The organism is Thermostichus sp. MS-CIW-41, from assembly GCF_054058915.1.
This window is the reverse complement of record NZ_JBSSBO010000001.1, coordinates 181,258-195,678: the sequence shown is the minus strand read 5'-3', so window position 1 is coordinate 195,678 and position 14,421 is coordinate 181,258. Positions and strand designations below refer to the sequence as shown.

General features: G+C 59.3%; 11 protein-coding genes. 7 read left to right on the top strand and 4 right to left on the bottom strand.

All coding sequences use genetic code 11. The features are described from left to right. On the top strand, positions 1-225 hold a 225-nt coding region (locus ACVWXE_RS00915), incomplete at its 5' end, for a zinc ribbon domain-containing protein (protein WP_457410894.1). A gap of 1 nt (position 226) precedes the next feature. Here the strand turns inward: ACVWXE_RS00915 and ACVWXE_RS00910 are convergent. The 3 genes from ACVWXE_RS00910 to ACVWXE_RS00900 all read right to left on the bottom strand — a co-directional run bounded on the left by ACVWXE_RS00910 (position 227) and on the right by ACVWXE_RS00900 (position 4,913). Beyond that, on the bottom strand, positions 227-3,235 hold the full coding sequence (locus tag ACVWXE_RS00910) for an ATP-binding protein (protein WP_457489350.1): 3,009 nt from the start codon (positions 3,233-3,235) through the stop codon (positions 227-229). A gap of 18 nt (positions 3,236-3,253) precedes the next feature. Next, positions 3,254-3,895, bottom strand: coding sequence for an ABC transporter permease (locus ACVWXE_RS00905; protein ID WP_457489349.1), 642 nt, complete (start codon positions 3,893-3,895; stop codon positions 3,254-3,256). A gap of 226 nt (positions 3,896-4,121) precedes the next feature. Then, on the bottom strand, positions 4,122-4,913 hold the full coding sequence (locus tag ACVWXE_RS00900; protein ID WP_457489348.1) for a hypothetical protein: 792 nt from the start codon (positions 4,911-4,913) through the stop codon (positions 4,122-4,124). Between the two features lie 215 nt (positions 4,914-5,128). Between ACVWXE_RS00900 and ACVWXE_RS00895 the strand changes: the two genes are divergently transcribed. The 5 genes from ACVWXE_RS00895 (at position 5,129) to glgB (ending at position 11,702) form a co-directional block, all read left to right on the top strand. Then, positions 5,129-5,614 (top strand): ureidoglycolate lyase, encoded by a 486-nt coding sequence (locus ACVWXE_RS00895; protein ID WP_011431703.1) that lies wholly within the window; start codon positions 5,129-5,131, stop codon positions 5,612-5,614. A 549-nt stretch (positions 5,615-6,163) separates the two neighbouring features. Further along, positions 6,164-6,310: a hypothetical protein gene (locus ACVWXE_RS00890; RefSeq protein WP_187147246.1), complete on the top strand. Its 147-nt coding sequence runs from the start codon at positions 6,164-6,166 to the stop codon at positions 6,308-6,310. A 16-nt stretch (positions 6,311-6,326) separates the two neighbouring features. Next, positions 6,327-7,466 carry a CAP domain-containing protein gene (locus ACVWXE_RS00885; protein WP_457489347.1) on the top strand — a complete coding sequence of 380 codons (1,140 nt, stop codon included), beginning with the start codon at positions 6,327-6,329 and terminating at the stop codon, positions 7,464-7,466. 408 nt (positions 7,467-7,874) lie between these two features. After that, entirely contained in the window at positions 7,875-9,350 is a 1,476-nt protein-coding gene (locus tag ACVWXE_RS00880; protein WP_457489346.1) for a dihydrolipoyl dehydrogenase family protein, read from the top strand. A gap of 60 nt (positions 9,351-9,410) precedes the next feature. Then, positions 9,411-11,702, top strand: coding sequence for a 1,4-alpha-glucan branching protein GlgB (gene glgB, locus ACVWXE_RS00875; protein ID WP_457489345.1), 2,292 nt, complete (start codon positions 9,411-9,413; stop codon positions 11,700-11,702). A 278-nt stretch (positions 11,703-11,980) separates the two neighbouring features. On the opposite strand, the gene ACVWXE_RS00870 is transcribed toward glgB, so the two are convergent. Further along, positions 11,981-13,138 (bottom strand): DegT/DnrJ/EryC1/StrS family aminotransferase, encoded by a 1,158-nt coding sequence (locus ACVWXE_RS00870; protein ID WP_457489361.1) that lies wholly within the window; start codon positions 13,136-13,138, stop codon positions 11,981-11,983. Positions 13,139-13,332: 194 nt separating this feature from the next. Between ACVWXE_RS00870 and ACVWXE_RS00865 the strand changes: the two genes are divergently transcribed. Then, positions 13,333-14,346 carry a glycosyltransferase family 9 protein gene (locus tag ACVWXE_RS00865; RefSeq protein WP_457489344.1) on the top strand — a complete coding sequence of 338 codons (1,014 nt, stop codon included), beginning with the start codon at positions 13,333-13,335 and terminating at the stop codon, positions 14,344-14,346. The last annotated feature ends 75 nt before the right edge of the window (positions 14,347-14,421 follow it).

Below are 14,421 nucleotides of genomic sequence, written 5' to 3'. Positions count from 1 at the left end.
CACAAGTGCCTGCATATTCATCCCGACTCCGCTCAATCCTATCGCAAGGGTAAGCAGTTCAAATGCGGGCACTGCGGTTGGGAAGGGGATGCGGACTTGAATGGTGCGAAGGTGATTGCGCTCTTGGGGGCTGCTGTAAACCAGCCTAGAGGTTCGTGGTTGGCTTGCCAACTGCAGGGCTGCCGAAAGCCCGCTCTGTACTGCGAAGCAGTCAGGGTCGGGTAGTTTACGTATGCCCCTCACCCCCAGCCTCTTTCCAAAAGGGGAGGTCTTCTGACATTGGGGGTGGGCCGGGCAATGGCGGAGCAGGATCCTCACCTTGGGGCAACCAAACTTGGAAATGCGTCCATCCATCCGAGCTGTTGACGGAGATATTCCCCCCCATATGCTCCACCAGTTGCTTCACCAAAGCCAGCCCCAGGCCGGTGCCGCCGTGCTTCCAGCGATCCGATTGCGGGATCCGGTAAAACTTTTCAAAGATGCGGGGCAGCTCTGGCTCTGGGATCTCGCTGCTGTTGCTGCAGACGAAGAGGATCCCCTCTCCTTCTGAGACAACCCGCAGGTGGATGGATCCCTCGGGGGCCGTGTACTTGATGGCGTTGTGCAGCAGCTCGCGCAGAATGCGCCCCAAGCAGGTGGGGTCGGCCCAAAGCGAGGGGATCCCTGCCTCCAGGTGCAGTTGCAGGTGTTGATGTTTGGCTTGGGCCAAAGGCTGAGCCCCGGCCAGCAAATCTTGTAAATACCGCGGCAGAAAAATATTCTCTGGTTGCAGCAGATACGTCCCGGCTCCCAGCCGTCGCATATCCAGCAGGTCGTTAATGAGCTCGATTTGCCGGTTGCACTCTTTCAGGGCAATGGTGAAGTAGTGCCGCTGTTTCTCGGGGTTATCGCGGGTCATTTGCAGCATTTGCAAGGCCATGCGCACATTGGTCATGGGGGTGCGCAGCTCGTGCGAGACGGTGCTGAGGAAATCATCCTTCAGCAGATTCAGCCGCTCCAATTCCTTCACCTGCGCTTGGGCTGCTTGGTACAAACGGGCTTGGCGGATGGCCAGGGCACATAGGTTGGCCACCTGATAGGCCAGTTGAATCTCGTCTTCGGAAAACTCTTGCTCCGGCAGCCGCTCCAACAGCAAAGCTCCCAGCCGCTTCTCTTTGTCCCAAAGGGTGCAGGCCAGCAGCCGCACCCAGCGTCCTTCCTTCCGACAACAGCAGTGGATTTTCCATTTCTGCTGTGAGGAAGAATGGGACTGCAGCAGGCGCAAGAACTCCGGGTCACTGGCGTAGTCTGGCCCATGCAAGGGATCCGCCCTGTCGCCCTGAGCTGCATCAGAAGAGAGAAGGGGGGAGTAGCAGTAGCCGGGGATCCAGGTTGACCCATCTTCTAAAAGCAGCAGGATTTGGCAGCAGGTCAGGCTTAGCGCTTCGGCAAGGGCTCTGACCACTTCTTCAAGAATTTCCCCCTCGTTTAGGCTGACCACCATCCGGCTGCTGAGGGCGCGCAGCACCCCCTCAAAATACAAGGCCTGCTGCAGCTTGGCCGTGCGCAGCTCCACCTGGGCTTCTAGCTCCCGGTTGAGGGCCTGCAACTGCTGTTCTGCCCGTTTCTGCTCGGTGATCTCCCGCCCCACCGATAGGATCTCCACCAGGCGGCCTCGGCTGTCGAAAATGCCCTGATCTACCCAGCTAATCCAGCGGGACTGGCCGTTTTCTCCGGGATACTCCCGCTCGCTGCAGTAGAAAGGATGCTCAGGCGTGAGAGCAGCAAAAGCTTGCAACACCTTAGCCTGCTCTTCTTCCGGCAGCCGATCCCGCCAAGGTTGGCCCACCACCTCCTCTGCCCGCCGACCGAAGAAGCGCAAATAGGCAGGATTGACATAGGTGATGCAGGTATCGGGCCGAAAGCGACAAATGAGCTCCGTCTGCTGTTCCACCACGGCGCGGTATTCTTGCTGCTGCTGCCAGAGACGATCCAGCAGGGCCTGCTGAGCTGCTGCCGCCTGCTGCCAGGCTTTGGTTAGCGTCTGCACCTCCTGGATGGGGCCGGGATCCAAAGGAGGCCAGGGCTGGAAACCGCTGTGTATAAATTGCTCGGCTACTTGGGTGAGGCGGCGCAGGGGACGCAAGAGGGCTTCGCCGAGGAGGATCCCTGTCCCCAGCATGCTCAGCAATAGCCCACCCCCCAGCAGCGCAGCCTGTTGGGCGCTCCGACGGACTTCGGCCAGAAGGGTTGCCTCTGGGATCCCATGCACAAAATAAAAGCCCAGCCTCCCTTTACTCTGGAGGGACTCCACCTCCACCCAGTAGGGGATCCCGCCAACCACGAGGCGCAGCGAATCTTGGGAAGAGGCCGTCCCCCAGGAGCCCACCTGCTCTTGCACGGCCACCAGCAGCGGATGGGGAGCAGGCCCCGCCGTACTGGCCACCACTTGCCCCTCTTCGTCCAGCAGAAAGCTCACCCCCACAGCAGAGCTGCCTTGTACTCGTTCCAGAAAAGCCTGAAGCTGCTGAATGGACAGGGAAGCCAATAAGCTGCCGTAAACCCGCCCCCCCGAGTCGGTCAGGGATAGGGACGTCAGGATCAGCCGCTCCGCCTCCTGGGCAGGAAGCTCCGCAAAAAATCGGGTTACCACCCAAGTGTCGCGGATCCCTTCCGACTGCAGGAGCTGGGGAAACCAGAACAACCGCCTCAAATCCACAAAGCCTAACTGCCTCCTCAGGCCAGTGGGATCCCCTGTCTCTGGATCCCGTTGGCAGCCCTGGACGGATCCCGGCAACAGGCCGGGTGTGTGGTAAGTCCAGATCGATCCATCGGCGTGGCGGCGGGCGATCACAAACCCCCCTTGAGCCGAGACAAAGCCGACATAGCTCAGCTCAGGAAATGGCTGCAACTGGCGGGCAAAGTGAGCTTCCAGCACCTCTAGATCGGCTGGGCTGGGGGTTGTCAAATCGGGCAGCAGCCCCCCCCTCACTGCCCCTTGATTGAGGGCATTGATCTGAAGGGGAATTTGCAAATATCTGGCAAGATGCTCTTCGGTGCGGTCGGTAACTTCCCGCCTCAGTTGCTCCGTCAAGCGCAGCGCCAGGTGTCGCCCGCCCTGCCAGGAGAGATAGGCCACTCCCCCCACTCCCCCTGCTACTGAGAGCACTAGGGGCAGCAGCAACGCCACCCGCAAAGGAATGGAGCGGAAAGGCCAACGGGATCGCACTTCAGAAGAACCAGAGAAAAACAGCATGGGATCCCTCACAGAATCTCAGGCTTGGGGAGGTTCCAAAGCCCGCTGCAGAGTGCCAAGGCCGATCTCGGCCGCAATAGCCAGAAGGGCCACTGGAACCGCCCCCACCAGCAAGATGGCGTTGTCATAGAGAGCAAACCCCAGGGTAATGAAAGTGCCCAGCCCTCCCGCGCCGATAAACGCTGCTAGCGTAGCACTGGCAATCACCTCAATCGTAGCCGTTTTAACACCGGCCAAGATCACCGGCAAGGCCAAAGGGATCTCCACGTGCCGCAGTACCTGGCCAGGAGTCATGCCCATGCTCAGGGCAGCTTCCCGTAGGGCCGGCTCAAGGCTGCGGAAGGCCACATCCGTGCTGATCAGAATGGGGGGCAAAGCCAGGAGGGTTAGCGCGACGACTGCCGAACGGAAGCTGAGGCCGAAATAGGGGATAGCCAAAAACAAAATGGCCAAGCTGGGGATCACCCGCAGGCTGCTGAACGCATTGATCACCACCAGAGAAAGCATCTGGGAGCGGGAGCTGAAAAAGCCCAGCGGCAAACCCAACAGCAGCCCCATTCCCAAAGGCACCGCCACCAGTTGCAGGTGTTGGACGAAGGCTTGAAACAGCGTGTCGCTGTGGCTCTGGGCGTAGGCCAGGGAGCGGGCCAAAAGGCTCATCTAGAGGTGTGTGGATGACAGAGGGATCCAAGACAAGCCCCAGTGTAGCGCCGGCAGGCGATCTTGACAGTGCGGAATAGTGCAGAGCGGGGATTTAGCACCAATCAGGGAGATGGGGTCACTCCAATTTCGGTCTCCGACCTGCTAACGCGGTGCAATCAACCTCAACTTTCTCCCAAGGATTAGAACCCACAGCGCCGCCTGCCGACAAAAATAACCATCTGTTTCACTGCCCATCTGAGTTGCCATCTCTATCCTGCTGATCTTTCTCAATCTTGTCTGGATCCCTGTTTGGGGGGTGGTTGGCTTCTCGCTCTTGCAAACGGCGGATTTGGGAGCGCACCTGCAGAGCAATCTGTAAAGCAGCCTCCAGGATACGACCCTGTTCGCTGGCCTGCTCGCTCACCTGTAGGGCCGTCAGCGCTGCCAAGTTATCGCCGAAGAACTCGCTCTGCTGCTCGATCAGGTCTTCGTTTTGCCGCAAGATCCGTTCGGTTTTCAAGGCACGGATGAGATCGGCCCGGGTCAGCTTCAGCGCTTCGATCACCTCAGCCCTCTGGGCCAGCTTCACCTCGGGGTTGCCCGCTTCCACCAACTGATCATTGACGTGGATGGCCTGGATGATTCGGTTGTAGCGATCCACTTCCCCCAGCAAGTTCAACAGCAGCGGCATGCGACGGCTGCGGAAAATCCAGTAGGCTTGGCCCAGAGCGGCAATGGCCGCCAGGATCCCCCATTCCACCGGCCAAGTGCCCCAAGTGGCCTGTAGGCCAGGGATCCAAATCCGCCCCACCAGGGTAAGTAGGGATCCCCCTGTCCAGAAGGTCAAGAAACGCAGGAACAAGTCCAGCGTCACCAGCAAGCGTAGGAGATCCCAGAAAGCGGAGAACTGGCGCAGACGGTCTTTAAAACGACGAACGGGCTGAGGCCGATACAACCAAGCCACCGGCACTTGAGAGAGGCTTTCAACTTGAGCTGGGGAGATGATCAGCTCTTGTAAGTCCCGCTGCATCGCCATTTGCTCTGCTGAGGCTGGGAAGTTTTCCCATTGTACTTGCGACCTTGAGCAGCTTGGGCTTGCTCAGGGATCCCTTCCCAGAAGGGAAGCTGCCTGGCCAAGTCTCGATAGAATGGGGTTCGCTGGGCTGTTTGCGTCTTCACGCCCTCGTGCTCACGTTGTAGGGCAACAGTGAGACACAAGACAGCTCGTCAAACGCAAAGGAGAAGAGCAGGGTGACCAGCCAATTGCGCCAACTGAAGGCCCATCTCGCTGAACCGGAAAACTTTGCCCCCTACGGACAGGTCATTTGCCCCACTCCCGATCACAAACCCTTCGACAGTCAAGATGCTCAGTTGTTCTTGAATCAAGGGCAGCCCCGCTTTTACATCATGCGCTTGCCTCGCCGCGGCCTCAAGTTTACTCAGATCACCCACCACATCCGCTGCACCCAGTGCCTGGGATCCCTGAATGGCAAGGAGTGGTTTATTGGTGTTGCACCGCCTGCCGATGAGCTGCACGTGGATCAGATTCAAGCCTTTCGGGTGCCTGGGGATCGCTTTATCAAACTGGAGATGGGTACCTGGCATGCCGGCCCCTATTTTGACCACGAAGAGTTCATCGATTTCTACAACTTGGAGCTGGCCGACACCAACATCACCGATCACGAAACCATAAACTTACTCCAAACCTACAACCTGGAGTTCCAGATCACCCCCTGACAAGCTTTTGGGGATCCCTTATCAATCGGGCAAAAAGCAGCATTGATCACAGCAATCTTTCGCTTGAGCGCAAGAAGAGCATGCCTCTAACCCCCAAAACCCTGAACTTTGCTGAATTTACTGAGCTTTAGGCGGTTTGGCAAAAGTCATTGAGAGGGATATAGTAGACCAAGTTTCCCCCTGATCCTTGAGTCCACCGCAACGGTTGCCGGGAAGTGAAGGGGGAAAGCGCTCGGGGGGTATTCCTCAGGGCTTTGCGGGATACCGCCTTCCTGCTCAGAGATAGGCAGGATGCGATCGCTTCTTTCCTGAACCATGTTCAGGAGAGTTCAGCGTGAATGTATCAGTTGTGGGGATCCGTACTCCACTATGGGTGGAGAGAAAAAGTGGGCTTGGATCCCAGTCCTGGTGGATGTAGCCGACTTGGGTGAGCGTTCCTTGACTTGGGCTTAAGTTATACCCTTGTCGCCATGGATCTTGGTGCTGTAACCCACCTGGCCAGGTGATAGAACAGGGTCAAACCCAGCAGCATTTGGGAGGTTTGTTGTCATGGCTACGTTGCAACCCAAAGTGACCCACCAGCTTTTGGCGGCCTTAGCCCTGTTTGCCTGTCTGGGCTTGTTGCCTGCTTGTGGCGAGAGCAGCAGCAGCACCGTCAGCCCCCCCAGCATCACCCCCACCCCCACCGGCTCATAATTCGGCTGGTTTTTGCATGCCCTTGCAGCGGTTGCCCAAGTTGGTTCAGCTTTGGGCTTTGAGGATCGCGGGGATCTTTTGTCTTTGTCTGCTGGCGGCCTGTGGAGGATCCCCTACCTCGATGGAGCCACCGCGGGCAGGGGAAGTGCCGATTGCCAGCTTCCTGTGCCGGTTGGATCGCCAGACCCGCAGCTTCACGGGGCCTATTTACGCCGAACAGCCCCAGGTTGCTACCTGCAACCCCGGCCGCCTTACGCCTGCAGCAGCCCAAAAGATGATGGATCGGCTGAATTTTCTACGGCTGTTGCACCAGTTACCGCCGGTGAAGCTCAATCCTCAGTTCCTAGAAGCCGCCCAGCAAGCGGCCTTGATGCAGGTAGCCAATGGTACTCTCAGCCACCAGCCGCCCCCTTCTTGGCGCTGCTTTACCCCTGCTGGGGAGGCGGGATCCCGCTTCAGCAACCTGGCGGTTGGGCCCATCCTAGAGCTGAACGGCCCCGATCCAGGCCGGGTGTTGGCGCGGCAGGTGGACATCTATTTTGCCGAGCCAGGTCGAGAAAACTTTGTGGATGTGGGGCATCGCCGCTGGAACCTGTATCCTCAGTACGCCCAGGGGGCCTACGGCATTGTCTTTGACCCACGGGCTGGACGGGTGACCCAGGCCAACGCCAACTGGATCTTCGGTTTTGACGAGTCGGTGCCAGATCCAGAGTTCATCGCCTTCCCGGAGAAAGACGGCTACCTCTACCGCCTAGAAGGGTTTTCCGGCCAGCCCCTGTCTGCCTACCGCTGGTCTTTCTCGGTGCCCAGCCGTGGCGGCAAGGCTGATCTCAGCCAAGCCCAAGTCCGCATCACCGATGCCCTCAGCGGCGAGCCGGTGCCTGTTGGAGATCTCCGCGTGGGGGATCCCGCCTTTGGCCTGGAAACTTTGACCTACTCTGTGGGTTCGATCCAGCCCAATCGCAACTACACCTTCGAGATCAGCGGCATTCGCCTCAACGGTGGCCCCCCCCGCACCTATCGCTACACCACCGCTCTCTACGACTGCGATCCCCAAACTTCCCAACGGCCCGCACCCCTCACCGAAGGGCTGGGGATCCCGCCCCGTCTGCTCTGGCAGATGGAGCCTTTCAACTCTTTCAACCCTCTCAACTAGCTTTTCCTCACCCCCAGCCCCTTTCCCAAAGGGGAAAGAGGGGTCTGCTGCTGATACATTCACGCTGAACTCTCCTGAACATGGTTCAGGAAAGAAGCGATCGCATCCTGCCTATCTCTGAGCAGGAAGGCGGTATCCCGCAAAGCCCTGAGGAATACCCCCCGAGCGCTTTCCCCCTTCACTTCCCGGCAACCGTTGCGGTGGACTCAAGGATCAGGGGGAAACTTGGTCTACTATATCCCTCTCAATTATCCCTCTCAATGACTTTTGCCAAACCGCCTAAAGCTCAGTAAATTTAGCAAAGTTCAGGGTTTTGGGGGTTAGAGGCATGCTCCCATCCTGCCCCCGGCCCACTCAAGACATAGGATGGTGCTATCCCTTGCCCGATGTTTTTGTTCAGAACAAGCCATGCCTGTCTCCTACGATATTGTGGTCATTGGCGCCGGTGCAGCGGGTTTGGTGGTGGCCAGCGCTGCTGCCCAACTGAAGGCCAAGGTGCTGCTGGTGGAAGGCAGCGACCGCTTGGGCGGCGATTGCCTCTGGTATGGCTGTGTGCCCAGCAAAGCCCTTCTTCACGTGGCCCATACCGTCCATCGGATTCGCCAGGCCATGGCTGCCGGTTGGGTGACTCTCCCTGGCCCAGCAGGGATCGCGGTGGATTACCTCAAGGTGTACGAACACATTCGCTCTGCCCAGAGCTACATCGCCAACCACGCCGATTCGCCAGATCGCTTCCGCCAACTGGGGGTGGAACTGGTGTTTGCCAAGGGCCACTTTGTGGATGGGCGCACCTTTGAGGTGGCAGGAAGGCAGGTACAGGCGCGGGCTTTTGTCATCGCCACCGGATCCCGTCCTTGGGTTCCCCCCTTGCCAGGCTTGGCCGAGGCGGGCTATCTGACCAACGAATCGATCTTTGACCTAACCCGCTTGCCCAAATCGGTGGCGGTGATAGGGGCGGGGCCGGTAGGCTGCGAGTTGAGCCAAGCTCTGGCCCGTCTGGGATCCGAGGTGACCCTCATTGCCAGCCGCGAGCGCATCTTGCCCAAGGAGGATCCCGAAGCCGCCCAGGTGGTGCAGCAACAGTTGACCCAAGATGGGATCCGCATCCTCACCCGGGTACGCGCCACAGCAGTCGGCCAAGAGCAGGGGGCAAAGCTGCTTTCCCTAAAGGCCAATTCCGGGGCAGGCACCGCCGCTGCAGGTGATCAAGTGATCCGTGCAGAAGAGATTTTGGTGGCCGCCGGTCGGATCCCGAACGTGGAAGGGCTGGGTCTAGAAGCCGCCGGCGTGCAGTACACCCCCCAAGGGATCCAGGTGAATGCCAAGCTGCAAACCCGCAATCCCCGCATCTACGCCTGTGGGGATGTCATCGGCGGGCCGCAATTTACCCATGTGGCGGCCTACGAAGGGGCAGTGGCCTTGGTCAATGCCCTGTTTTTCCCCCTCAGCCAAGCGCGTTATCGCGTCATTCCCTGGGCCATCTTTACCGAGCCGGAGCTGGCCCGTGTGGGCCTCACCGAAAGCGAAGCCCGGCAGCAATACGGCAAGGATGTGGTGGTGCTCAAACAGGAGTTTGCCGATGTGGATCGGGCCCAGGCAGAAGCCGCCCCCCTGGGCTTTGCCAAATTGATCTGTCGACGCAACGGCCAGATTTTGGGGGCGCACCTGGTGGGATCCCAGGCGGGAGAGCTGATTCATGAAGTGGTTTTGGCCATGAGCCGGCGGCTGCCCGTCTCTGCCCTGACCGGGATCCACATCTACCCCACCCGCTCGGAGGTGAACGCCAAGGCGGCCCTGCAGCACCGCAAGCAACAATTGGCCACCAACCCCCGCCTGCAGAACTTCTTGCAGGGATTCTTTGCCTGGAGGCGGGCCTGGAGCTGACAGCGCAAACTGGGGGTCAGCCACCGCTAGACTAGAATGGTCATTTACTGAGGGTTCCCGATGGGCTTTCTCCTGTCTGCCGAACAAGTGGGTCAGTTTGTTTCCAACCAATGGCAGGATCCCTATGCCGTTTTGGGCCCCCAGCAGATAGAAGAGGCCGGGAAATCCTTTGGGTTGGTGCGCGCCCTTGTGCCCAATGCTCGGCAGGTTTGGCTGGTGGAACGCGCCACTGGACAGGCTCACCCGATGCAGCCGCTGCACCCGGAAACGCTATTCGAGCTGCGCTTTGAGCCGGGAACCCCTCTGCCGGACTATTTTTTGCGGGCCCAACGGGTCTGGGATCCCCAAGGGGAACACTTGGAAGAATGGGAGGATCCCTACCGCTTTCCCTTGGAGAAGGTCAACCACATTGGCGAGCTGGATCGCTACTTGTTCAACGAGGGGAATCACCACCGCATTTACGACAAGCTGGGCGCTCATCCCATCACGGTGGATGGGGTGAAGGGGGTGCATTTCGCCGTCTGGGCTCCCAACGCCCGCAACGTCAGCGTTATCGGCGATTTTAACCACTGGGACGGGCGTCAACACCAGATGAAGCGGCTGGGCGAAAGCGGCATCTGGGCGGTGTTCATCCCCGGCATAGGGCCAGGCGCCATCTACAAGTACGAGGTGAAAACTTCCTGGGGGGATATCTACGAAAAATCGGATCCCTATGGCTTTCAACAGGAGGTGCGCCCCAAAACCGGCTCCATCGTAGCCGACCTCAACACCTACACCTGGCACGACCAAGCCTGGCTGGAAAAACGCGCCGCCACCGATCCCCTGCGCTCGCCGATTTCGGTTTATGAGGTGCATCTGGGATCCTGGATGCACGCCTCGGCTGAAGATCCACCTGCCGAAGGGCAAAGTGTGCTGGTGGACCAAAAGCCCAATACTCGCTTCCTCACCTACCGCGAGCTGGCGGACAAGCTAATCCCCTATGTGAAGGAGCTGGGCTTTACCCACATCGAGCTGTTGCCGGTGGCAGAACACCCCTTCGATGGCTCTTGGGGCTATCAAGTGATTGGCTACTATGCCGTAACATCCCGCTATGGATCCCCGCAAGACTTTATGTATTTTGTCGATCGGGCTCACCAAGCCGGGATCGGCGTGATTGTCGATTGGGTGCCTGGGCATTTCCCCAAAGATGGGCATGGGCTGGCTTTTTTCGACGGTACTCACCTGTACGAGTACGCCGACCCTCGCAAAGGCGAGCACAAAGGTTGGGGCACTTTGGTCTTTAATTATGGCCGCAACGAGGTGCGCAATTATCTGGTGGCCAATGCCCTTTTTTGGTTCGAGAAATACCACATCGACGGGATCCGGGTGGATGCGGTGGCCTCGATGCTTTATCTGGATTATGACCGCAAAGACTGGATCCCCAATCCCTACGGCGGGCGGGAACACCTCGAAGCCATCGACTTTTTCCGGCAGCTCAATACCCTCATTTTCAAATACAACCCCGGTGCGCTTTCCATTGCCGAAGAATCTACTGCTTGGCCGATGGTAACTTGGCCAACCCATGTGGGTGGGCTGGGCTTCAACTTGAAGTGGAACATGGGTTGGATGCACGACATGTTGGATTATTTCCACATGGATCCCTGGTTCCGCCAGTTCCATCCCCATTTGGTCACCTTCAGCCTCATGTATGCCTTCAGCGAAAATTACATGCTGGCCTTTTCTCATGATGAGGTGGTGCATGGCAAGAGCCACATGTTGGGCAAAATGCCGGGGGATCATTGGCATAAGTTCGCCAGTCTGCGGGCTTTGTATGGCTACATGTTCACCCACCCTGGCAAGAAAACCTTGTTCATGAGCATGGAGTTTGGCCAGTGGAATGAGTGGAACGTTTGGGCAGATCTGGACTGGGGGCTGCTGCAGTATGAACCCCACGCCAAGTTGCGCCACTACGTGGCCAGCCTGAATCACCTGTTGCGCTCTGAGCCTGCCCTGTATACCCAAGACACCAAGCCAGAAGGGTTCCGCTGGATTGACTGCAGCGACCATCGCGGCATTGTTTCCTTCATCCGCTATGGGGAGGATCCCAGTGAGTGGGTGGTGGTGGTTTGTAACTTCACGCCGGTGGTCTGGCCCAATTACCGCATTGGGGTACCGGAACGAGGTTTTTATCGAGAGCTGCTCAACAGCGATGCTGTGGAGTTTTGGGGCAGCGGGGTAGGCAATTTGGGGGGCAAGTGGACAGACGACTGGGCCTACCACAACTTGCCCTACTCCCTCGAGCTCTGCCTGCCGCAACTTTCTACCTTGGTGCTGAAATGGCAGCCGCCGCAGCCGGTCGAGTCCCAGAATTGACACCCTGCTGGCTTCCTTCCGCCGCACTGGGAGGACGGGTCTGGAGACTTCGTTTTTTGGCCATTTGTAGTCCTTTCAAGCTGGATTGAGACAATCCCCAAGCGCTCCATACCGCTTCCGAGATCACCCCCAGTCCTCTTCCCAGAGGGAGAGGGGACTTGGGAAGCAATGGGATGGAAATGTTTCATTTCGTTTCATTCTTATTTAAAATGACTGTGGGCGTGGGTGCAGTGTTCTAGTTTGAATCGAAATGACCATAAGGCAGACATAACTGAGTGCTACGGGCAGGTTTTTTCTGAGAGGATTTCAGCAATGGCCGCAGCCACCCGCTCTTGTTGACAGGTGGTCAACTCAGGAAAACACGGCAAAGACAACACCTGAGCCGCACATAGCTCGGCATTGGGCAGATCCCCCCGCCTGTAGCCCAGCCCTCGGTACACCGGCTGCAACGGCAACGGCAGAGGATAGTAAACCCGACTGCCAATGCCCCGCTCCTTCAGACCCTGCTGCAAATAGTCCCGCCGCCGCGAATCCAACGGCTCAGAACCCACCACCCGCACCGTGTACTGGTGCCACACCGAGTTCCCCCCCACCCCCACCTGGGGCAACATCAAGCCCGGGATCCCTTGCAGCAAGCGGTGGTAACACTCCGCAATCCCCTGCCGCCGCCAGTTCCACTCCCGCAGATAAGGCAACTTCACCGAGAGAATCACCGCCTGCAGCGCATCCAAACGACTGTTGAGACCCAGATACTCGTGGTGGTACGGACGGGTCTGCCCATGCTCCCTGAGAGCCCGCACCCGCCTGGCCAGTTGGGGATCCCGCGTCACCACCGCCCCCCCATCCCCAGCCGCACCCAGATTCTTGCTGGGAAAAAAGCTGAAGCAGCCCACCTCCCCCCAAGTGCCCACCGGCCTGCCCCCCCAGCAGGCCCCCACCGCCTGGGCACAATCTTCCACCACCGCCAAGCCGTGCCGCCGGGCAATAGCCAGAATCTGGGTCATGTTGGCCGCCTGCCCAAACAAATGCACCACCACCACCGCCTTGGTGCGGCAGGAGATGCTCCTTTCCAGCAGCTGCGGATCCAGGTTAAAGGTGCACGGATCCACATCCACAAACACCGGACGCGCCCCCACCCGGCTGATGGCGGCAGCCGAGGCAAAAAAACTAAAGGCACTGGTGAGCACCTCATCCCCCGCCTGGATGCCCAAAGCCTGCAAAGCCAACACCAAGGCATCGGTGCCGGAATTGCAGCCGACGGCCTCCAAAGAGCCACCCCCCAAAAACTGGGCAAACTGCTCCTCAAAGCGCTGCACCGCCGCCCCGCCGATGTACTGGCCAGAGGCCAGCAGCGCTTCCACCTGCGGCTGCAACAGCCCGGCCAAAGCGCGGTACTGCCCCGTCAAATCCAACAGCGGAATCGGCTCCTCCGTCATGGTGCTGCCTTTGGAGAAGGTGGCGGCCACAGCCCATCATCGCGGATGAGAGCCTGGGTAGACAACGCTCTGGGCCAGCAGGGGGCTGGAACCGGTCTGCCCAGCCTGTCCTGAAGGTCTGCAATCTGAGATAGAGTAAGCGCGGGATGTCCTGAGCCAGGGATCCCTGGATACCGCTTTCTACAGGATGCTTTATGCAGGTGGCTTCTCGAGCAGTTGGCGGCACAGCGCCTTTGGCCCCCCGCCTTTTGGCTCTGGTGCCGGGGGGGATTGGGGATCAGATTTTGTTTTTTCCCACCTTGGCCAGTTTGCGGCAGCGCTTCCCGGAGGCGGAGCTGGAGGTGGTTGTGGAGCCGCGGGCGGCGGCTGCCTACGAGGTTTGTCCTTCGGTGAGTCGGGTGCTGACTTTTCCGTTCAAAGAACAGCTGTCGTTGGGGGACCTCAGCGACCTGCTGGGGCGCATTCGCGAGCGGCAGTATGACGGGGTGCTGAGCCTGGGCCGAAGCTTGGGGGTCAAGCTGTTGTTGTGGCTGACCGGCATTCCCAAGCGGGTGGGCTATGCGCCGCCGGGGCCGGGTTGGCCGTGGCTGACCGACCCGGTGCCCCTGAAGCCGGCCCAGTATGCGGCCCAGATGTACCACGACCTGGTGCAGGGGTTTGGCATTGCTGCGCCGGCGGGGTTGCCCCAGATTCGTCTGAAAAAAGCAGACCTGGAGTGGGCAGAGCAGGAACGCAAGCGCCTTTTGGGGGATGCCGCTCAAGATTATGTGCTGTTGCATCCGGGGGCCAGCCAGCTGTCGCAGGAGAAGGGAATTCAGAAGATCTATCCCTCTGCCAACTGGGTCAAGGTCATCAAGGGTTTTCGGGAGCAGCGGCCGGAGCTGCCGTTGGTGCTGGTGGTGGGGCCAGAGGATGAGCAGCTGGCGGAGGGCTTTCTGGCGCAACTGCCGGAGCTGCCGGTGAGCCGTCCTGTCCGGCTGGGGCAGCTGGCGGCCTTGATTGGGGGGGCAACGCTGCTGTTGTGCGCCGATAGCGCTCCCATGCATTTGGCGGTGGCGGTGCAGACGCCGCTGGTGGCGTTGTTTGGGCCCACCGACCCGCTGCGGTTGCTGCCTTCAGAGGGGCCGTTTCGGGCGGTCAAGGGGGCCGATGGGAAGGTGGAGTCGATTGCCCCCGAGCAAATTCTGCAGGTGATCTTTCCGGCCTAGAGCCAAGGTTTTCGTGGCAGCAACCCAGTCCAGTTTCTCTGCAGGCGGACCGAGAAGCCTTCTAGCCTGGGAGAT